Below are 20,998 nucleotides of genomic sequence, written 5' to 3'. Positions count from 1 at the left end.
TAGATGCGCAACGAGGGACTGGGGTCATGGCCCGCACGCCGGGCCCGGAAGACCCCGCACCGCACCGCCCTGATCCACGGCGAGACGGCGTTCACGTACGCCGAGCTGTACGACCGCACCACCCGGCTCGCCCATGCCCTGCGCGCCCGGGGCGTCCGGCGCGGTGACCGGATCGCCTACCTGGGCCCCAACCACCCCTCCTACCTGGAGACCCTGTTCGCGGCGGGCACCCTCGGCGCGGTCTTCGTGCCGCTCAACACCCGCCTCGCCGGACCCGAGATCGCCTACCAGCTCGCCGACTCAGGCGCCAAGGGCCTCGTCTACGGCCCGGCGTTCCAGGGCCTGGTCGCGGGGCTGCCGGGCAGTACCGACGTCCGTACGTACGTCGAAGTCGGCGCCGAATACGAGGAGGCACTGTCCTCCGCGTCGCAGGAGCCCTTCGACGAACCGGTCGGCGCCGACGACACCTGCATCATCATGTACACCTCGGGCACGACCGGTCGCCCCAAGGGCGCGATGCTCACCCACGGCAATCTGACCTGGAACGCGATCAACGTCCTCGTCGACACGGACCTGATCACCGACGAACGTGCGCTGGTGTCGGCCCCGTTGTTCCACACGGCGGGCCTGAACATGCTCACCCTGCCGGTGCTGCTCAAGGGCGGTACATGCGTGCTGGTCGAGGCCTTCGTCCCGGAGACGACCTTCGACCTGATCGAACGGCACCGGATCACCTTCATGTTCGGGGTGCCGACGATGTTCGAGCAGATCGCCCGGCATCCGCGCTGGCCGGACGCCGACCTGTCCAGCCTGCGCATCCTCACCTGCGGCGGCTCCCCGGTGTCGACACCGCTGATCGCCGCCTACCAGGAGCGCGGGCTGACCTTCCTCCAGGGCTACGGCATGACGGAGGCCTCGCCCGGGACGCTGTTCCTGGACGCCGAGCACGCGCTGAGCAAGGCGGGCTCGGCGGGCGTGCCGCACTTCTTCAGCGACGTACGGGTGGTACGGCCGGACTTCGCGCCGGTCGACGTCGGTGAGACCGGCGAGATCGTGGTCCGGGGGCCGCATGTCATGCCCGGCTACTGGGGGCTGCCCGAGGAGACGGCCGGCTCCTTCGCGGACGGGTGGTTCCGCAGCGGGGACGCGGCCCGGATCGACGAGGACGGCTATGTCTTCATCGTCGACCGCATCAAGGACATGATCATCTCCGGCGGGGAGAACATCTACCCCGCCGAGATCGAGGACCTGCTCCTCGCCCACCCCGACATCGTCGAGTGCGCGGTCATCGGCGTGCCCGACGACAAGTGGGGCGAGGTGCCGCGCGCCGTCGTCGTGCCGCGCGAGGACGTCTCGGTGGATCCCGACGAGATCCTCGCGTCCCTGTCCGGCCGCCTCGCCAAGTACAAGATCCCGAAATCCGTGGTCCTCGCGGACGAACTCCCGCGCACCGCCTCCGGAAAGCTCCTCAAGTCCCGTGTCCGCAGTCGATACGGCAACCAGTAAGGAACCTCATGAGCATCACCGTCAACGGCCTCGACGAACTGAAGAAGCTCGCGGGCAGCGACCTCGGCACCAGCGAGTGGATCGAGATCACCCAGGAGCGCATCAACACGTTCGCCGACGCCACGGGCGACCACCAGTGGATCCACGTCGACCCGGAGAAGGCCGCCGAGGGCCCCTTCGGCGCCCCGATCGCGCACGGCTACCTCACGCTCTCCCTCTTCATCCCGCTCTTCACCGAGCTGCTCGACGTCCAGGGCGTCACCACCAAGGTCAACTACGGCCTGAACAAGGTGCGTTTCCCCTCGCCGGTGAAGGTCGGTTCGAAGATCCGGCTGGTCGGGAAGCTGGCGGAGGTCGAGGAGGTCCCCGGCGGGGTGCAGATCACCGTCGACGGCACGATAGAGATCGAGGGCGGCGCGAAGCCTGCCGCCGTGCTGCAGAGCCTGTCCCGCTTCTACGCCTGATCGGGGCGTACCGGCACGAGGTCGAGAAGGCGTTCCGAAGCGTCCAGCGCCGGCGGGGTGAACCGGTCGTGCACCCGCCGGAACGTCTTCTCGGCCCGTTCCGCCGGCCAGTCGTCCGGCAGATGCCTGACCGGCAGCCGGGGATCACGGCGGATGATCCGCAGCCACTCGGCCTGCAGCACCAGCCGCAGCCCGAGAGCGTCGTCGGCGTCCGGCAGGTCCGTCTCCCACGGCTGCCAGCGGCGGACGAACTCCTCGTAGCGCACCGCCAGTTCGGACAGCTCCCAGGTCTCCTCGATCATCGCGCCGATGTCCATGCCGGCGTCGGCGTGGGCGCGGAAGATCTTCACATGCGCGGACAGCCCCAGCTCGGCGACCAGCTCGCCCACGTCGACGTGGCCCGGCGCGATCCACAGGCCGTTGAACAGCGGCCCGAACCCGCTCCAGGTGAGCTTCGAGCGCAGGTCGTGCCGCTGCCGCTGCCAGGACTCGGGCAGGGAGAAGCCGAGCAGGGTCCAGGTGCCGTCCCACTGCCGGTTGACCGCGCCGGTCTCCCAGATACGCCGCTCTCCGTCGCGCAGGACGGCCGCCGAATGCTCGGTCAGCCCGAAGTACATCCGGCGGCCCTCGCGCTGGCGGCGCAGCAGGCCACGGTGCACCATCCGGGTCAGCGTCGAGCGCGTCGCCTGCTCACCGACGCCGACCCGGCCGAAGACGTCGATGACACTGCCCGAGTACACGCAGACATCACGCCCGAGCACCTGATCGCCCAGGAACGTCAGCATCAGGGACTGGGGCCGCAGCGACTCTTCGGTGGTCACGCGGCCCACGGTAACGCCTGCTGGATCAGTCCGTGACCTGCTGGTACGAGTACACGGTCGTCGACAGTGCGCAGATGCCGGGCTGGATCACCTGGGCGCGCAGGGTGCCGCTGTGCACGTCGTAGTCGACGCCCTCCGTCTCGAAGGTGCCGGTGCACACACTGCGCTGCGGCAGCGCGAACAGGCTCTTGACCGCCCCGGTGACCGGCTGCCCGTCGAGCTTGTGGGGCAGGTCGACCTGGAGGAGCGGGCGGATCTCCGGGAAGAGGGACCCGGTGGCGTCGTTCGAGGCACACACCAGCCGGGTCTCGGTGACGAAGTCGCAGCCCTGGATGTCACGCACGGGCTTGTCCAGCGTGATCTGCCCGGCCTCCTTCAGATCACCGCCCGTCTGCGGGGTGGACGGATTGAGCAGGGGAGCGGGGAAGACCTGGAGCCGGTTCTGGCCGCCCCACTCGCCCGACACCAGCCACTGCCCGTCCGGCGAGACGGTCGCGAAGGAGTTGTTGAGCTTCTCGCCCGCGCCCAGCTGGTGGACGTACTCGTAGCGCTTCCCGGCCGGGGTCGTCACCGCGTACATCTTGGACGTCGCCGTGTCCGGGCCCTGGTAGGCGTCGAACGTGTACCCGTTCGCGATGTCCGGGTCGCCCACGTGGTTCCAGCCCTTGAAACGCAGGTCCAGCGGGATGTCCGCGAGCCCCCGGTACAGCAGCGACCCGTCGGCCCGGCTCGCCAGGCCCTGCCCGCCGCCGAGGGTGTCGGTGTACGCCGTGCCGGTCTCCGCCCAGCGCGGGTCACCGGCGGCGGAGGCGGTGCCCGCGCCCACTGCGAACGCTCCTAATAACGCGGCCAGGCAGACGAGTTGACGCTTCATCAGGCACCCTTCACGTCGACGAATATCGGGTTGGAATAGAACCACGTATCGGCCCACGGGTCACCGTTGCCGGGCTCGTGGGGGAGCGGCCCGTGCGGGTCGACGGAGGCGCCCAGATAGCCCGCGCCGTGCCGGTTGCCGTCGCTGCCGCGCAGCCGGACGTAGAAGGACTCGTCGCCGGCGGTGAGCGGGATACGCAGGGTGTACGTCCCCTTGCGGCCGCTGACGTCCTTGGTGGTGACGACTCTGGTGGCGGGCGCCTGCCAGGTGTCACGGTCGGCCGCCGGGCCGCGCACCGCGCCCCGGATGACGTCCACGTGCGCCAACTCGGGCAGGATTCCCTGCGGGTTGGGGCGGGAGGCGCTGGTGACGGTGACCGTCAGGGTGAGCCGCTCGCCCTTGCGGACACGCAGCCTGCCGCCCAGCGTGACGCCCCGGCCGTGGTCGCAGTCGCGCCTCAGCCGCACCTCGAGCCCGTCCAGCAGATGTCCGTGGTCCAGCCAGACCCGGCCCGCGCGCAGGCCCGCCATCACCGATCGGTAGCCGTAGCGCGTGACGCCCACGTGGGTGCGGCTGAACTGGCCGGGCCAGAAGTCGCCGCCGGGCTGGGGTTCGGTGGTGTTCACCGGGTCGGGCAGCCGGCCGGTGTTGTCGAAGTTCTGGCCGGGGAGCCAGTTGCCGTTCTTCCAGGTGTCGAACACCACCCGGTGCACATCGGAGTTGGTGGTGATCGTGAACAGCTTGCCCTCGGCGAGCATGGCGTCCCACATGCCTCCGACGGTGGCCGTCATCCAGTCGAAGCCGCCGTACGTGACGTACGCGTCGGCCGGGTAGCCGGGCCAGGAGTTCTCCGAGGGCTTGTTCTCGTACTCGCCGCGGATCGAGGTCGGACCGCGCCAGCCGGGGATGGCGCCGCCCTGGGCGCCGGGCGCGCCCTCCACGCCGATCATGATCTCGGGGGCCGCGTCCCGCCAGTTACGCATCTCGTGCGGGGAGTCGATGCCCAGGCGCAGTGGGTGGTTGGCGAGGACGAGCACATCGTCGACGTAACCCGTGCGGCGCTGCTCGGCCAGCCACTTGATGGCCTTGACGGCGTGCGCCTCGTTGCGGGGAGTGTCAGGGTGGGTGGGGCCGCCCGCCGCGTAACCGAGCAGCTTGCCGTCGTAGGCGAGCTCGAACTTCGTGAGCAGGTCGACCTCGTGCGGGCCCGGTGCCGCGAAGACCGTGCAGTGCTCGGCGCCCGGGATGTACCACTCCAGGCCCTGGAAGATCAGCTGACGCGGGTTCGCGGCCCGCGTCTTCAGGATCTCCTGGTGCTCCAGCTTCGCCCCGAACTCGGCGTGCCCGAAGTTGGAGTGCTCGTTGAACACCAGCCAGTCGACGCCGTACTTGGCGCCCGCTTTGACGACCTGGTCGAAGGTGTACTTCGCGTCGTGGCTGTAGACGGAGTGGACGTGGTGATCGCCGACGAGGTAGGCGAGGCGCGGGTCGTCACCGCCGAAGGGCCGCGAGGACGCCGCCGCGGGCACGGCCGCCGAACCGAGGGCGAAGGCGGCGCCGAACAGGCCCGTGCGGCGCAGGAGTCCGCGTCTGGACAGGCCCTGCGGATCGAGTTCCGCCAGGGATACGGACGGGTCGGCCCAGGCGGGCAGCTGCTGGTCGTTCACGGGGATGCCTTCCGAAAGGTTCAGTGGTTCATGAACGACGTGACGGGCAGGGCGCGTTCGACGATCCGGACGTCGCCGAGGCGCCCGTACAGGATCTGGTCGATCTTCCCGCCGTACTCATAGCCGCCGAGCAGCCAGGGCAGGCCCACCGAGGTGAGGCCGATCGCGGGGGCGTGCGGGTTGCGGGCGACCGGGCAGCCCTGGACGTACAGCGTGGTGTGCCTGCCGTCGTTGACGACGGCGACGTGCCACCACTGCTCGGGGGCCGTCTCGTCGCCCCAGTTGGTGGCGATACCCTGCTGGTTGAGCGGGCGCACGGCCCACTGCGGGCCGGGTCCGTCGGAGAGGGAGAGCGTGGCGAGCGGCTCGTCCGGGTCGCCCTCGGTCTTGCCTGCCGCCCCGCCGGTGCCGGTGCGGCTGACCAGTCCGGCCCAGGCGTTGCGGGAGCCGGTCCAGTCGGCGGGCAGCCAGTAGAACGCCTCGATGGTGTAACCGGACTTGAAGGTGGCCGAGTTGAGAGGGGCATCATCGACCGTACGCAGGTAGGCGCCCTTGAGCGGCGGCTTGCCGCCCCGGAAGTACAGGCTGCCGTGCCCCGGTTGATCCGGGTGATGAGCCGTCGACCAGGTCAGCGAGCCGTCCCCGACCTTGACCACGGCGAGGTCGTTGCCGCGCCCCGACAGGTCACGCACCGTCCCCTCGACCGCGGCCCCCTCCTCGTGGCCGTCGAACCGCCAGTACGCGACCGTGCCCCGCACCAGCATCCGGTCGGCGGGCCGGGACGGCCGTACGGGTATCGGTGCGAACCCGGCGAACCGCTCCTCGAAGTCGAGGTCGACGGAGAACCGGTCCGTATCCCCGGACAGCTCCATCTCCTGCCGCTCCAGCTCGTTGAGCCCCTTCGCGGCCCGGCCCAGGATCCACGGCGACAGCGTCTCGACGTCGATCGTGTTCCGGTCGAGGTCGAAGTGGTAGAGGCGGATCATCGCCGCGCCGCCGTAGTAACGGTTCTGATAGTTCGTCAGGTGCAGATGTACGTCATTCCCGGCCGCGTTCTTGCGGACCGCGCGGGCGGCCGGCCAGTAGTGGCCGTTGAGGGTGAGGAAGATCTGGTCGTGGTCCTTGACCAGCTTGTCCCACAGCTGCTGCCCGTACGGGGAGAGGGCTTCGTCGCCGACGACCAGCTCGTGCGTGGTCAGGATGACGGGCGTGCTCGGATGCTGGGCGATGACGTCCTTCGCCCACGCGTAACCCTGGTCCGACAGCCGCCAGTCCAGGGCGAGGACGAGCCACTCACGCCCGGCCGCCTTGAAGACGTGGAAGGTGTTGTAGCCGTCGGCGGAGGCACCGCCGAAGCTCGGCTTGCCCCTGAAGCGGTGCGGGCCGAACGTGTCGAGGTACGGCGTCGCGCCGCGCTGGTCGGTGGTGGACGAGCGGACGTCGTGGTTGCCCGCCAGCACGCTGTAGCCCACTCCGCGCCGGTCCAGCAGCTCGAACGCCTCGCCGATCGCGTCGCACTCGGCCTTCGCGCCGTTCTCGGTCAGGTCGCCCAGGTGGGACAGGAAGACGACGTTGTCCTCACGCCCGTGCTCCAGCAGATAGCGCAGCGAGGCCTGGATCGGCGCCGGGTTGATGCTCGGCCCGTCGAAGAGGTACTGCGTGTCGGGCATCACGGCGAGCGTGAAGCGCCGGTTCTCGGTGTCGGGGCGCCAGCCGCGGCCGACCGTCGCTGCCTCGGCAGCGACGGTCGGGAGGGTGACGGCGGTGGCCGCGGCGCCGATCAGCGCGGTGGCTCTGAGGAAGTTGCGTCTGCCGGCGTGGGCGCAGGCAGACTCCTGCCCGGGCTCATGGGTGGTGCACACATCGTCTCCAGTGAAGGCACAAGGGCGTGAAGGCGTGAAGGGAGTGAAGGCGGGTTCAGAGTGCGCGCAGGGTCCAGTTCCAGCGGTGGACACCCGGCGGGATCAGATACGAGGCGGAGGTGTCCGGGCCGCACGACGCGGTGCCCAGCCCCCGGTGTGCCGCGTCGATGTGCACCACGCACCCCGGTCGCGGGACCAGCTCGTCATGGTGGGCGGCGGCGGTGAGGTCCTCGGCGCGGTACCGGGTCACGGAGACCTGCCGGGGCTCGTCCAGCCGCACCGCGAGACCGGTGGCGTCCGGTGCCGACAGCGTGAAGTGCCGTACGCCGTGCCGGCCGCCGCTCTCCTGCGGGCGCAGATAGGGGGTGAACAGGTCGTCCACGGGCACGGAGTGATGGCCGACGGGCGCGCCCGCACTGCGGTCCGGGTACGACTCCCAGGGCCCCTGCCCGAACCACTCCAGCAGGTCGAGCCCGGGCACCGTCTCGAACACCGTGCCCACCCGGGCCACGTCCTCGAAGTCCTCCGGCAGCTCGGCCGACTCCTCGACCCGGACGCCGCCCTCGACGGGAGTGAACACCTGCACATGGCGCACGACGCCGCTCGTCCCGGCGTACTCGGCATGCACGGTCACTCGCTCACCCTCCCGCCGCACGTTGACGACCTTGCGGACCAGCGCGTCGAGCCCCCAGGTCCGCCAGCGCAGCGCGATGCCGCCCAGCTCGTCGTTGTCGGTGGGCGCCCGCCACAGCGACAGCGTGGGGGCGGCGGTGAGGAGGGGATGGACGAGGAGCCCTTCCCCGTCGACCTCGACGGGCGGGCCCTGGACGGTCGCGTTCCGCGGCGCGGGGGCCGCCCGCAGTCGCAGCTGGGGCGCACACACCTCGGTGCCGCGCGGCCCCCACGGCTCGTCATCCTTCGTGGTCACGCGCAGCGTCACCCAGGCCTCGCCGCCGTCGTCCGGCAGCTCGAAGGGGAGCGGCACGGCCGCCGTCTCGCCGGGAATCAGGTCGGGCAGCTCGGCGGGAGCGGTGAGCGTAGCGAAATGGGGGTCCCCCCGGCCGAAGGCTGGGGGAGTACGGCCGTCGGAGAGGGTCAGCTCCCACTGGGCGGACAGCCAGTCCAGCCCGCGGAAGCACTGGTGGTTCTCGACCACCAGGCCCTCGTGCTTGAAGCACGTCAGCCGCACCGGCGCCGCGATCTCGCGGTGCTCGTACATCACGGGCTTGGGCGTGCGGTCGGGGAACACGATCCCGTCGGCGATGAACGCGCCGTCGTGGATCGTCTCGCCGAAGTCGCCGCCGTACGCCCAGCGATGTCCGGGCGCGGCGACACCGTTGTCGTACAGCCCGGCGCCGGAGCGCCCGGCGGGTCTGCCGTCTGTCACCCGCTGGAGAATGCCGTGGTCCCAGAACTCCCAGATGAAGCCGCCCTGAAGACCGGGCGTTGACTCGATGGCGGCCCAGTGGTCGGCGAGCGTGCCGTTGCTGTTGCCCATGGCGTGCGAGTACTCGCACTGGATCAGCGGTCGCGTCTGCTCACCGGAGAGCGCGTGCGCGACACAGTCCTCGATCGGCGCGTACATGGGGCAGGCGATGTCGGAGGCGTCGTCCGTCGCCGCCCAGTCGAGCTTGGCCGCCCCCTCGTACTGGATCGGCCGCGTCGGATCGTGCCGCCGCACCCAGCCCGCCGCCGCGTCATGGTTGGCGCCGTAGTCGGACTCGTTGCCCAGCGACCAGATGATCACCGACGGATGGTTCTTGTCCCGCAGCACCATCCGTGACACCCGGTCCACGAAGGCGTTCAGATAGCGCGGGTCGTCGGCGATCTCATGCGCGTGGTCGTGCGCCTCGATGTCCGCCTCGTCGACGACGTAGAAACCCAGCTCGTCCGCGAGGCCGTACAGCGCCGGGTCGTTCGGGTAGTGCGCGGTGCGGATCGCGTTGAAGCCGAAGCGCTTCAGCAGGACGAGGTCGGCGCGCATGTCGTCGTACGACACCGTCCGGCCCGTCAGCGGATGGAAGTCATGCCGGTTCACGCCCCGGACGTAGATCCGCTCGCCGTTGACCAGCAGGTCCCGGCCGACGATCTCGACGTCGCGGAAGCCGATGCGCTGGTACGAGGTGTCGGCGACCGTTCCGTCGGCGCGGTGCAGCCGGACGGTCAGGCCGTACAACTCGGGCGTCTCCGCGGTCCAGGTGCGGACGTCGGGGACGGTCGCGCACAACCGTGCCTCGCCGAGGAAGTCGGAGACCCGCTCGTCCTCGGTGTTGAGCCGGTCGAACTCGGCGTCCTGCGCGAGGGGTTCGCCGTCCAGCTCGCCGGTGACGTACCAGCCGTCCGGCAGCACACCCCGTACCTGGCAGTCGACGCGCAGCTCGCCGTCCGCGCGCGCCCGTACGGTCACGTCCGCGAGATACAGCGGATCCGTCGCGTACAGCAGCACCGACCGGGTGATCCCGCCGTGCCACCACTGGTCCTGGTCCTCGATGTGGGAGGCGTCGGACCATTTGACGACCGTGAGCCGTACGGCCGCGGACGAGCCCGGGCGTACGACGTCCGTCAGATCGAACTCGGCCGCCAGATGCGAGTCCTTGGAGATCCCGACAGGCCGCCCGTCCACCTGCACCAGCAGCACGCTCTCGGCCGCCCCGACCTGCAACACGATCCGCCGCCCGGCCCACTCGGCGGGGACGTCCACCGCACGCTCGTACACGCCCGTCGGGTTGGCGGCGGGCGAGTGGGGCGGGAACTCGGCGAACGGCATGCGGACGTTGGTGTACTGCGGCAGGTCGTCCGTGCCCTGCATGGTCCAGGCGCCGGGGACGTACGTCGAGGACCAGGAACCGCCGACCGGCGCGTCCGGGGCGGACAGCAACTGGAAGCGCCAGTCGCCGTCCAGGGGCAGTGCTCCGGAGCGCCGGTCGACGGCGTTCATGGGGAGGCGCCCCCAGGAGGTCACCTCGGGTGCCTCCCAGGGGCGCAGGGCGATCAGGGGATCGGCTGGGTGCGGAAGTGCGTCGGTCATGGCCATTCCGAAGTCGGTGGGGACGTGGGTGACGTTGGGCTGTGCCGGGGCAGGGCACGGCCTTGCAGGCCCCAGACGGGATCGACGGCGATGCCGAGCCGGTCCAGGACGGTGGGGGCGATGTCGATGAGGCGGGGCGTGTCGAGCCGGGTGCCGCCGTGCGCGCCGGGCTCGGCAAGGATGACGAAGACCTCCTGTTCGGCACGCGTGTCACCGCCGTGGCCGCCGGTGTCGAGGTGACCGTGGTCCGTGGTGACCAGCACGGTCCAGTGCTCGTCGGCACGTCGGGGGTCCGAGCGCCGGGCGTCGACCGCGTCCAGCAGCCGCCCGAGGTGGGTGTCCTGGGCGCGCAGGGCGTGGTCGTAGGCGGGAGAGAGGGGGCCCGTGGCGTGGCCGGCCTCGTCGGTGGCGCCGAAGTACACGAACAGGACGTCCGGGTCGTCCTCCGTGAGCCAGCGCTCGGCGGTTCGGGCGACGAGGCGGTCCGCGGTTTCGTAGCCGTCGGATTCGCCGTCGTAGTCCACACGTCGGCCGATGGCGGCGCCGAGGACGCCTCGGCGGACCAACTCCGGCCAGGACACCACGGCCGCGGTGCGCAGACCGGGCCGGGCGGTGACGGCGCGGCTCAGGACGTCGGGGTAGCGGGCGTAGTCGGCACCGGCGAAGTCGTTGCCGGTCACCCCGTGACGGTCGGGCCAGACCCCGGTCAGCGCGCTCGACCAGCCGGGCCCGGAGTCGGTGTAGGCCATGCTGGTCGAGGGGCCGTCCTCGGCCTGGCCGTCCGCCTCGCCGTAGGGCAGCAGGCTGGTGCCGTGGGCGCCCGCGGCCATCAGGGCGTGCAGCACGGGTGCGTTGGCCTGCCGGCCGGTCAGGCGGTCGAAGCGCAGCCCGTCCATGCCCACGACGAGCACCTTGCCGCGCCGGCCCTCGGCGTCCGTCACTGTCTACCCCCCTCGGCGCTCTTGCCTGCTGCACCGGTCTGGTCCAGTACCAAGAGCTCGGGACTGACTGCCGGTTCTTGGCTGCGCGCCCGTTGTGGCTGGTCGCGCAGTTCCCCGCGCCCCTTTGGGGCGCGGCCCTTCAGCTCCCCTGCACTGCTCCCTCCGTCGCACCCGCGATGAAGCCTCGGGCGAAGATCGTGAAGACCACGACCAGCGGGATGGCCGCCATGAGCACGCCGGCCATGACCATGCTGTAGTCGGTGCTGTGGCCGAGGTTGAGCTGGGCGAGCTCCACCTGGAGGGTGACGTGGTCGGGGTTGGTGAGCACGATGAGTGGCCAGACGTAGTCGTTCCAGGCGTTGACGAAGGCGTAGATGGCGAGGAAGGACAGTGCGGGTTTGATCATCGGTAGGGCGACGTTCCAGTACTGACGGAAGAACCCGGCGCCGTCGATGCGGGCGGCGTCGAGCAGTTCGTCGGGCACGCCGTTCTGTATGTACTGGTGCAGCCAGAAGATGCCGAAGGCGTTGGCGAGGGCGGGCAGGGCCAGCGCCTTGAGCATGCCGACCCAGCCGATCTCGGACATGAGGAGGAACTGCGGCAGGACGGCCAGCTGGAGCGGCAGCATCATGAACACCAGCAGCGTGCCGAAGAGCACCTTGCGCCCGGGGAAGTCGAACTTGGCGAAGGCGAAGGCCGCCAGGGAGTCGACGAACAGCACCAGGATCGTGGTGACGCACGCGACGACGACCGTGTTGAGCATCGACCCGAAGAAGTCGATGGTGTCGAGCACGTGCCGGATGTTCTCCAGCAGATGGGAGCCGAAGGTCAGCTTCGGTGGGCTCTTGTAAATGTCCTTGGTGGTGTTGGTCGCCATCACGATCGTCCACACGAACGGGAAGACCGAGATCAGGACGGCCAGGGCGAGGATGATGTGCGCGATCAGGCCCTTGGGGCGCCGCAGCCGCCGCCTCGGGCCCGTGGCCGGCGATGTGTTGGCGGCTGTCGTCATGACTTCCTCCCTCGTTGCACGATGCGCCAGTTGATGACGACGAGCACGATGATCAGTACGAAGAAGGCCCACACGATGGCCGCGCCATAGCCGTAGTCGTTGTCGAGGAAGGCCGACTGGTAGAAGTACAGCAGCGTGGTCAGGCCCGCCTGGCCAGGGCCGCCCTGGTTCTGGTTGGCGGCGTTGCTGGCGAACAGCACCTGGGGTTCGCTGAAGCTCTGCAGACCGTTGATGGTCGAGATGACGACGGTGAACAGGATGATGGGCCGCATGATCGGCATGGTGATCTGGAAGAAGGTACGGACGGGGCCGGCGCCGTCCAGCTTGGCCGCCTCGTAGATCTGCGTCGGGATGGCCTGCAGGCCGGCCAGGTAGATGATCATGTTGTAGCCGGTCCACATCCAGGTCATCAGCAGCGCGATGACCACTTTGATCAGCCACGGATTGCTCAGCCACGGGACGGGCTCGATGCCCACCGTGCCCAGGATCGCGTTGACCAGACCGAAGTTGTTGCTGAACACCGCGCCGAAGAAGATCGCCACGGCGACGATCGAGGTGACGTTCGGGACGTACAGAGCGATGCGGTAGAAGCCTTTGAAGCGGCGCACCGAATGCAGCAGCGTCGCCAGCACCAGGGCGCCGAACAGCGTGGGCACGGTGGACAACACCCAGATCACCAGGGTGTTGCGGATGGACAGCCAGAAGACCGGGTCGTTCCAGAGGAACTCGTACTGCTGCAGACCCACGAACTGCTTGGTGCCCAGGCCGTCGTAGCGCTGGAAGGACAGATACAGCGAATAGAAGACAGGGCCGAAGGAGAAGGCGGCGAAGATCAGGAAGAAGGGCGAGATCGCCAGGTACTGCCGCCAGTACGACAGCACCCCGCGACGCCTGGGCCGAACGGCGCCCGCGGGCGGGGTACGCCGCGGGCGGAAACGGGCCGGGCCGGGCCCGCCACGGTGCTCGCGCACCGTGGCGGAACCGGTGACCGGAGGTGACGCCACCTCACTTCACCCCCTGTCGCCGGGCGATCTGCTTCGCCTGGCTGACCGCGTCGTTCCAGGCGTCATCGGGCTTCTTGCCCTTGGCCTCGATGCTGCTCAGCTCGGCCGTGAAGGGTGCCATGACCGCGGAGTCGGCGGGTGCCTCGTAGCTCACCGGGATGGCCTCGGCGGCGGGGCCGAAGACCTCGATGATCTTCTGTCCGCCGAAGAAGGCGTCGGGGCCTGTCATGGCTTCCATCGAGTACGTCGCCGGCGAGGCGGGGAAGATGGTGGCGTCGGTGTAGCTCTTGGCGTTGTTCTCCGGGCTGAGGATCCAGCTGATGATCTTGAATGCCTCTTCGGGGTTCCGGCACTGCGAGGGCAGGGCCAGGTAGGAGCCGCCCTGGTTGGCCGGCCCGTTGGGGTTCGCACAGACCCGCCACTTGCCCTTGGTGCCCGGGGCGGCCGACTCGATGTCCAGCGCGTGCCAGGCGGCGCCGAGTTCGGTGGCCAGGTTCTTCCCGATGGCGGCGTTCCAGGTCTGGTCGTTGATCTTGGCGTCGATGCCGAGCGTGTAGGGGCGGATCGCCGTTTCCCACGCGGCGCGGATGTGCTCCTGGTCGCCGATGAAGTGGTTGTCCTCGTCGATGAACCGCTTGGTGCCCTGGCCGACCGCGATGTTGAACACCGCGCTGATGTTGTTGACCAGGAAGACACCGGGCTGCGACTTCTTCAGCTCGGTGCCGAGCGCGAAGTAGTCCTCCCAGGTCTTGGCCTCGGCGGCGACCTTGGCCGGGTCGGTCGGCAGCCCGGCCTTGTCGAACAGGTCCGCGCGGTAGAAGAGCGCGGTGGGACCGATGTCGATCGGGAACCCGATCTGCTTGCCGTCCTCGGTCTGGGCGAGCTTGGTCTTCCACTCCAGGTACTGGGACGAGATCTTCTTGAAGCCCAGGTCGTTCAGGTCGAGGAAGCGGTCGGCGTTGGGCAGGAAGGAGGCTATGTCCTCGCCCTTGATGCCGGTGATGTCGGGCACGGAGGAGCCGCCCGCAGCGAGGGTGGTGGTGAGCTTCTGCTTGAATTCGCCGCCGATGGAGGCGGCGGTCAGCTTGACCTCGCTGCTGAAGTGCGTCTTGGTCTCCGCGACCAGCTTGTCGCTGAGCGCGCCACCCCAGTACCACAGGGTGAGGTTCTTGCCGTTCTTGGTGCCGCCCGATTCCGAGCCGTCGCCGCAGGCGACGGTCAGGCCGGACGCGGCCGCGGTGAACGCGGCGGCCTGGAGGAAGCGTCTACGAGAGAGGTCCACGGGTCACTCCTGTTGTTCCTGTTCGACGTGCTGAGGGTGGGTGAGGGTCAGGGCTGCTGTGCGGGCGGGGTGACCGGGGCGTGCTGCACCGGCGGTCCGACGTCTGCCGGGATGCGGTGCGCGAGGAAGCCGTATGCCTTCTTCAGAGCGGGGTCGGTCAGGGAGTGCCACCAGCGGTCGACGCCGTACCAGCCGGGGGCCGCGAGTGCCCCGCCGTGGTGTTGGACGGACAGACCGGACGCCAGTACCGCGAACTTCAGCCGCTCCGCCAGCGGCCAGCCGCCGAGTGAGGCGGCGACGAAGCTCGCGCCGAAGACGTCGCCGGCGCCGGTCGCGTCCAGGACATCGATGTCGAGGGCGGGAACCTCCGCGTACTCGCCGGTGGTCTGGTCGGCGGCGATCGCGCCGTCGCCGCCGCGGGTGACCACGGCGACCGGCACCAGTTCGGTGAGCGTGCCGAGCGCCGCGACCGCGCTGTCGGTTCGGGTGTAGGCCATCGCCTCGGTCTCGTTGGGGAGGAAGGCGTGGCACAGGGAGAGCTGGTCGAGGAGGTCGCTGGACCACTGCTGGGTGGGGTCCCAGCCGACGTCCGCGTAGATCTGCGTGCCGTTCGCGGCGGCCTTGCCGAGCCAGGCGCGGGGCTCGGCCTCGATGTGCACAAGGGCGGTGCGCGCCTCGGGCGGGTCGCCCATCAGCGTGTCCTGCGAGTACGGCGGTTCCTGGCCGTGGGTGACCAGGGCCCGGTCGTGACCGTGCGCGATGGAGACGGTGACCGGGGTGGGCCAGCCGTCCGCGGTGCGGGAGAGCGAGAGGTCGACGCCTTCCTGGTCGGCGAGGACGTCACGGCAGTGCTCGCCGTAGAAGTCGTCGCCGAAGACCGTGGCCAGGGAGGTCTGCAGGCCGAACCGGGACGCGGCCACCGCGAGGTTCGCGATGCCGCCCGGGCCGCAGCCCATGCCGGACGTCCAGATCTCCTCGCCCGGCGTCGGTGGCTTCCCGAGCCCGGTGAGGACGAGGTCGTAGAAGAGCAGCCCGGTCAGCAGGACATCGGGCCTGTCGTCGTCCACGCGCACATCCCTTCGTGGGGAGCTCGTCAAAACTCGTCATTTTGATGACCGGAATCGTGCGCCGCTCGGCGAGATTGGTCAATACCTCAGCAGAACTGAGCATAGAAATGATTGAAGATGACGAGTAGTGTTCACCGCGTGCTGGCAGAACGACGACACCAACTCATCCTGCGGGCCCTGCGCTCCGGTGGCCCCGCAGCCGTGACCGATCTCTCCGAGGAACTCGGTGTGAGCCCGGCCACCATCAGGCGTGACCTGGTGAAACTCGAGGAGGACGGCCTGCTCACCCGGGTGCACGGCGGCGCCGTCGCGGAGGAGGGCGACCAGCCCTTCGCCGAGGTCGCCGAGGTGCGCGTGTCCGAGAAGGACGCGATAGCCGAGCATGCGGCGGCGATGATCAAAGACGGTCAGTCGGTGCTGCTCGACATCGGCACCACCGCCTACCGCCTGGCCCGCCGGCTGCACGGCCGCCGGCTCACCGTGATCACCAGCAACCTGGTGGTCTACGAGGAGCTCGCCGACGACGAGGGCATCGAGCTGGTCCTGCTCGGCGGCATGGTCCGCCGCGACTACCGCTCCCTGGTCGGCTTCCTCACCGAGGACAATCTGCGCCAGCTGCACGCCGACTGGCTCTTCCTCGGCACCAGTGGAGTGCGCCCGGGCGGGCAGGTGATGGACACCACGGTCGTCGAGGTGCCGGTCAAGCGCGCCATGATCAAGGCCGGCGACCGGGTCGTCCTGCTCGCCGACTCGGCGAAGTTCCCGGGCACGGGCATGGCGAAGGTATGCGGTCCCGAGGACCTGGACATGGTGGTGACGAACGCTCCCGTGGACACGGCGACGCGGTCCTCCTTGGAGGAGGCGGGCGTCGACGTGTTCGTGGCAGGAAAGGTGCAACCTTGAAGCTGACGATTCTGGGCGGCGGCGGATTCCGCGTGCCGCTCGTGTACGGGGCGCTCCTCGGAGACCGCGGCGAGGGCCGGGTGACCCGGGTCGTGCTGCACGACCTGGACGCCGGCCGGCTCGGCGCCGTGACCCGCGTCCTGGCCGAGCAGGCGGCGGACGTCCCTGGGGGCACCTCCCGGCCGGAGGCTGGGGGAGCTCCCGAGGTCACCGCCACCACCGACCTCGACGAGGCGCTGCGCGGCGCCGACTTCGTGTTCTCCGCGATCCGCGTCGGCGGCCTGGAGGGACGCGCCAACGACGAGCGGGTGGCCCTGGCGCAGGGCGTCCTCGGCCAGGAGACGGTCGGCGCGGGCGGCATCGCCTTCGGCCTGCGGACCGTGCCCATCGCCGTCGACATCGCCCAGCGGGTGGCCCGCCTCGCGCCGGACGCCTGGGTCATCAACTTCACCAACCCCGCGGGCCTGGTCACCGAGGCCATGTCCCGTCACCTCGGCAACCGCGTCATCGGCATCTGCGACTCGCCGGTCGGCCTCGGCCGCCGTATCGCCCGCGTTCTGGGCGCCAACCCGCGCGAGGCCTGGATCGACTACGTCGGCCTCAACCACCTCGGCTGGGTCCGCGGCCTGCGCGTGGCCGGCCGCGACGAGCTGCCGCGGCTGCTCGCCGACCCCGGCCTGCTCGGCTCCTTCGAGGAAGGCAAGCTCTTCGGCCCCGACTGGCTGCAGTCGCTGGGCGCGATCCCGAACGAGTATCTGCACTACTACTACTTCAACCGGGAAGCCGTCCGCGCCTACCAGGAGGCCCACCAGACCCGCGGCGCCTTCCTGCGCGACCAGCAGGCCCGCTTCTACGAGGAGATGCGCGACCCGAGCGCGGCGGCCCTGCTCGCCTGGGACCGCACCCGCGCCGAGCGCGAGGCGACGTACATGGCGGAGAACCGGGAGACGGCGGGCGCCGGCGAGCGCGACGCCGACGACCTCTCCGGCGGCTACGAGAAGGTCGCCCTCGCGCTGATGCGGGCCATCGCCCGCGACGAACGCACCACCCTGATCCTCAACGTGCGCAACGAGCACACGCTGTCCATCCTTGACAACGATGCCGTCATCGAGGTCCCGTGCCTCGTCGACGCCAACGGCGCCCACCCGGTCGCCGTCGACCCGCTGCCCGACCACGCCACCGGGCTCGTCTGCTCGGTGAAGGCGGTCGAGCGCGAGGTACTCGCCGCTGCCGAATCCGGGTCCCGTGCGACCGCGGTGAAGGCGTTCGCGCTGCACCCGCTCGTGGACTCCGTGAACGTGGCCCGCAGACTGGTCGACGGCTACACGCAGGTCCACCCTGGTCTCACGTATCTTGCGTAAGCGCTTTCCCGGCAGGCTCTTCATCTCCCCGCACGCTCCCTGGAGACTCTGATGCACGACGAACGCCAACGGATCGAAGAGCGCGTCCAGCGCCTTCACGACCAGCGCATCAAGGGCGCGATCTACGCGGCCACCGTGCCGTTCGAGGTCGAGGCCTGGCAGGCGCCGGGCGAGCCGGTCTCCTTCGAGGAGGCGGCGGCCGCTCCCTACGCTCCCTTCGCGATGGACACCCCGTGGGGCCCGCCGTGGGGCACGACCTGGTTCCGGATGCGCGGACAGATCCCCGCCGAGTGGGCCGGCAAGCGCGTCGAGGCGGTCATCGACCTCGGCTTCATCGGCGACTGGCCCGGCAACCAGGCCGAGGCGCTGGTCCACCGCACCGACGGCACCCCGCTGAAGGCGGTCAACCCGCTCAACCAGTACGTGCCGATCGCCAATCCGGCGACCGGCGGTGAGCAGATCGACTACCTGGTCGAGGCGGCCTCCAACCCGGACATCCTCGCCGACAACTTCTCCAAGACCACGCCCATGGGCGACGTCCTCACCGCCGGCGACAAGCCCCTCTACACCTTCCAGCGCGCCGACCTCGCCGTCCTCGACGAGGAGGTCTTCCACCTCGACCTGGACGTGCAGGTACTGCGCGAGCTGATGCTGGAGCTGGGCGAGCACGACCCGCGCCGGCACGAGATCGCGCACGCCCTGGACCGGGCGATGGACCTGCTCGACCTCGACGACATCTCCGGCTCGGCGGCCGAGGTCCGCGAGGCGCTCAAGCCGGTGCTGTCGAAGCCCGCCAACGCGAGCGCGCACACCGTCTCCGGCGTCGGCCACGCGCACATCGACTCCGCCTGGCTGTGGCCGATCCGCGAGACCAAGCGCAAGACGTCCCGCACCTTCTCGAACGTCACCGCGCTCGCCGACGAGTACGAGGACTTCATCTTCGCCTGCTCGCAGGCTCAGCAGTACGAGTGGGTGCGCGACAACTACCCGCAGGTGTGGGCCCGCATCCAGGAGTCGGTGAAGAAGGGCCAGTGGGCCCCCGTCGGCGGCATGTGGGTGGAGGCCGACGGCAACCTGCCCGGCGGCGAGGCGGTCGCCCGGCAGTTCATCCACGGCAAGCGGTTCTTCATCGAGCACTTCGGCGTCGAGACCAAGGGCGTGTGGCTGCCGGACTCCTTCGGCTACACCGCCGCCTATCCGCAGCTCGCCAAGCTGGCCGGCAACGAGTGGTTCCTCACCCAGAAGATCTCCTGGAACCAGACCAACAAGTTCCCCCACCACACCTTCTGGTGGGAGGGCATCGACGGCACCCGCATCTTCACGCACTTCCCGCCGGTCGACACCTACAACGCCCGCTTCAGCGGCGAGGAGATGTCCCGCGCGGTCCGCAACTACCAGGAGAAGGGCGGCGCCACCCGCTCCCTCGCCCCCTTCGGCTGGGGCGACGGCGGTGGCGGCCCCACCCGCGAGATCATGGAACGGGCGCGCAGGCTGGCCGACCTGGAGGGCTCCCCGAAGGTCGTCGTCGAGCACCCGGACGACTTCTTCGCCAAGGCCCGCGAGGAGTACCCCGACGCCCCGGTCTGGGTCGGCGAGCTCTACCTCGAACTGCACCGCGCCACCTACACCTCGCAGGCCCGCACCAAGCAGGGCAACCGCCGCTCCGAACACAAGCTCCGCGAGGCCGAGTTGTGGGCGACGACGGCGGCACTGCACGCGCCGGGCTACACCTACCCGTACGAGAAGCTGGACCGCCTGTGGAAGACGGTGCTGCTGCACCAGTTCCACGACATCCTGCCGGGCTCGTCGATCGCCTGGGTGCACCGGGAGGCCGAGGCCGAATACGCCCGCGTGGCGGAGGAGTTGGAGGCCCTCACGGCCGAGGCGGTCGCCGCGCTGGGCGGCGGCGGAAGCCGGGTTTTCAACACGAGCCCGTACGACCGGGCCGAGGTCGTGCGCACGGCGGAGGGTGCCACATTGGTGGCGGTCCCCGCGAGCGGCAGCGCGCCCCTCGTCGCCGCCGCGCCCGCGCAGCCCGTCACAGTCGCCGGCCGGGTCCTCGACAACGGCCTGGTCCGCGTCGAGCTGGCCGACGACGGCACCCTCGCCTCCGTACGCGACCTCAAGGCGAACCGCGAAGTCCTCGCCGACGCGGGCAACCTGCTCCGCCTCCACACCGACCTTCCCAACTACTGGGACGCCTGGGACGTCGACAAGCACTACAAGAACCGCTACACCGACCTGCTGGACGCCTCGGAGATCACCGTCGTCGCCCAGGACCCGTTGGTCGGCGCGATCCGGGTGGTCCGGTCCTTCGGCAACGGCTCGACCATCACCCAGACCATCACCCTGCGCGCCGGCAGCCCCCGTGTCGACTTCGAGACGGACATCGACTGGCACGAGGCCGAGAAGTTCCTCAAGGCGGGCTTCCCGCTGGACATCCGGGCCCCGCACTCCTCCGCCGAGATCGCGTACGGCCACATCCAGCGCCCCACGCACACCAACACCAGCTGGGAGGCGGCCCGCTTCGAGGTCTCCGGCCACCGCTGGGTGCACATCGGCGAACCCGGCTACGGCGTCGCCGTCATCAACGACTCGACGTACGGCCACGACGTCTCCCGCACGGTCCGCGAGGACGGCGGTACGACGACCACGGTCCGCCTCAGCCTGGTCCGCGCCCCGCGCATCCCGGACCCGGAGGCCGACCAGGGCCGCCACCGCTTCACCTACGCGCTGCTGCCCGGCGCGACCATCGAGGACGCCGTCGCCGAGGGCTACGCCCTCAACCTTCCGCTGCGCGTGGCGGATGCGGCGGGTGCCCCCGAGCCGGTCGTCTCCGTCGACGGCGAGGGCCTGACCGTCGAGGCGGTCAAGCTCGCCGACGACCGGTCCGGCGATGTCGTCGTCCGGCTCTACGAGTCCCGTGGCGGCCGCGCTCAGGGGGTCCTGCGCGCCGGCTTCCCGCTGGCCGGAGCGAAGGTGACCGACCTGTTGGAACGTCCGCTTGCGGATGAGCACGTTGAGGTTGTCGACGGGGGGGTCGTGGTCGAGTTGCGGCCGTTCCAGGTGCTGACATTGCGTCTCGCTCGCGCGTAGCGCTCCGCTAAGGGGGCCGGTTGTTCACTGCGGGTCCGGTGGGGGCTGGTCGCGCAGTTCCCCGCGCCCCTTGCAGGGGCGGGCTCGGCTGCCGCCGTGCCCGCCCTGCT

General features: G+C 70.0%; 15 protein-coding genes. 5 read left to right on the top strand and 10 right to left on the bottom strand.

All coding sequences use genetic code 11. The features are described 5' to 3' along the window. Positions 1-3: 3 nt before the first annotated feature. Positions 4-1,506 (top strand): o-succinylbenzoate--CoA ligase, encoded by a 1,503-nt coding sequence (gene menE, locus AB0I98_RS31085; RefSeq protein WP_362947811.1) that lies wholly within the window; start codon positions 4-6, stop codon positions 1,504-1,506. Between the two features lie 8 nt (positions 1,507-1,514). Beyond that, positions 1,515-1,970 carry a MaoC family dehydratase gene (locus AB0I98_RS31080; RefSeq protein WP_362947809.1) on the top strand — a complete coding sequence of 152 codons (456 nt, stop codon included), beginning with the start codon at positions 1,515-1,517 and terminating at the stop codon, positions 1,968-1,970. On the opposite strand, the gene AB0I98_RS31075 is transcribed toward AB0I98_RS31080, so the two are convergent. From AB0I98_RS31075 to AB0I98_RS31030, 10 genes are all read right to left on the bottom strand, one after another. Continuing rightward, complete coding sequence (locus tag AB0I98_RS31075) at positions 1,961-2,791, bottom strand: PaaX family transcriptional regulator C-terminal domain-containing protein (RefSeq protein ID WP_362947808.1); 831 nt, start codon at positions 2,789-2,791, stop codon at positions 1,961-1,963. The genes AB0I98_RS31080 and AB0I98_RS31075 overlap by 10 nt on opposite strands. A 25-nt stretch (positions 2,792-2,816) precedes the next feature. After that, complete coding sequence (locus AB0I98_RS31070) at positions 2,817-3,665, bottom strand: hypothetical protein (RefSeq protein WP_362947806.1); 849 nt, start codon at positions 3,663-3,665, stop codon at positions 2,817-2,819. Next, entirely contained in the window at positions 3,665-5,332 is a 1,668-nt protein-coding gene (locus AB0I98_RS31065; RefSeq protein WP_362947804.1) for a PHP domain-containing protein, read from the bottom strand. The genes AB0I98_RS31070 and AB0I98_RS31065 overlap by 1 nt, the downstream gene beginning before the upstream one ends. Before the next feature lie 20 nt (positions 5,333-5,352). Further along, positions 5,353-7,194 carry a LamG-like jellyroll fold domain-containing protein gene (locus tag AB0I98_RS31060; protein ID WP_362947802.1) on the bottom strand — a complete coding sequence of 614 codons (1,842 nt, stop codon included), beginning with the start codon at positions 7,192-7,194 and terminating at the stop codon, positions 5,353-5,355. 55 nt (positions 7,195-7,249) lie between these two features. Then, the gene (locus tag AB0I98_RS31055; protein ID WP_362947801.1) at positions 7,250-10,222 is read right to left on the bottom strand and encodes a glycoside hydrolase family 2 TIM barrel-domain containing protein; all 2,973 of its coding nucleotides are present in this window, start codon (positions 10,220-10,222) and stop codon (positions 7,250-7,252) included. Continuing rightward, positions 10,219-11,163 carry an alkaline phosphatase family protein gene (locus AB0I98_RS31050; RefSeq protein WP_362947799.1) on the bottom strand — a complete coding sequence of 315 codons (945 nt, stop codon included), beginning with the start codon at positions 11,161-11,163 and terminating at the stop codon, positions 10,219-10,221. Before AB0I98_RS31050 ends, AB0I98_RS31055 begins: the two co-directional genes overlap by 4 nt. Before the next feature lie 139 nt (positions 11,164-11,302). Then, the gene (locus tag AB0I98_RS31045) at positions 11,303-12,175 is read right to left on the bottom strand and encodes a carbohydrate ABC transporter permease (RefSeq protein ID WP_362947798.1); all 873 of its coding nucleotides are present in this window, start codon (positions 12,173-12,175) and stop codon (positions 11,303-11,305) included. Next, on the bottom strand, positions 12,172-13,056 hold the full coding sequence (locus tag AB0I98_RS31040) for a sugar ABC transporter permease (RefSeq protein ID WP_362947846.1): 885 nt from the start codon (positions 13,054-13,056) through the stop codon (positions 12,172-12,174). Before AB0I98_RS31040 ends, AB0I98_RS31045 begins: the two co-directional genes overlap by 4 nt. Before the next feature lie 124 nt (positions 13,057-13,180). Then, positions 13,181-14,461 (bottom strand): extracellular solute-binding protein, encoded by a 1,281-nt coding sequence (locus AB0I98_RS31035; protein ID WP_362947796.1) that lies wholly within the window; start codon positions 14,459-14,461, stop codon positions 13,181-13,183. Between the two features lie 47 nt (positions 14,462-14,508). Then, positions 14,509-15,528 carry a carbohydrate kinase family protein gene (locus AB0I98_RS31030; RefSeq protein ID WP_362947794.1) on the bottom strand — a complete coding sequence of 340 codons (1,020 nt, stop codon included), beginning with the start codon at positions 15,526-15,528 and terminating at the stop codon, positions 14,509-14,511. A gap of 138 nt (positions 15,529-15,666) precedes the next feature. On the opposite strand from AB0I98_RS31030, the gene AB0I98_RS31025 reads away from it, so the two are divergent. Genes AB0I98_RS31025 through AB0I98_RS31015 form a run of 3 tightly spaced genes read left to right on the top strand, consistent with a single transcriptional unit; the run spans position 15,667 to position 20,888 of the window. After that, on the top strand, positions 15,667-16,431 hold the full coding sequence (locus AB0I98_RS31025; protein ID WP_328371682.1) for a DeoR/GlpR family DNA-binding transcription regulator: 765 nt from the start codon (positions 15,667-15,669) through the stop codon (positions 16,429-16,431). Then, on the top strand, positions 16,428-17,792 hold the full coding sequence (locus AB0I98_RS31020; protein ID WP_362947792.1) for a 6-phospho-beta-glucosidase: 1,365 nt from the start codon (positions 16,428-16,430) through the stop codon (positions 17,790-17,792). Before AB0I98_RS31025 ends, AB0I98_RS31020 begins: the two co-directional genes overlap by 4 nt. A gap of 51 nt (positions 17,793-17,843) precedes the next feature. Further along, positions 17,844-20,888, top strand: coding sequence for a glycoside hydrolase family 38 C-terminal domain-containing protein (locus AB0I98_RS31015; RefSeq protein WP_362947790.1), 3,045 nt, complete (start codon positions 17,844-17,846; stop codon positions 20,886-20,888). Positions 20,889-20,998: the final 110 nt, after the last annotated feature.

It is taken from the genome of Streptomyces sp. NPDC050211, assembly GCF_040656035.1.
Lineage (GTDB): Bacteria > Actinomycetota > Actinomycetes > Streptomycetales > Streptomycetaceae > Streptomyces.
Note: the sequence above shows the minus strand (reverse complement) of the source record. Positions and strands in the feature narration are given on the sequence as shown.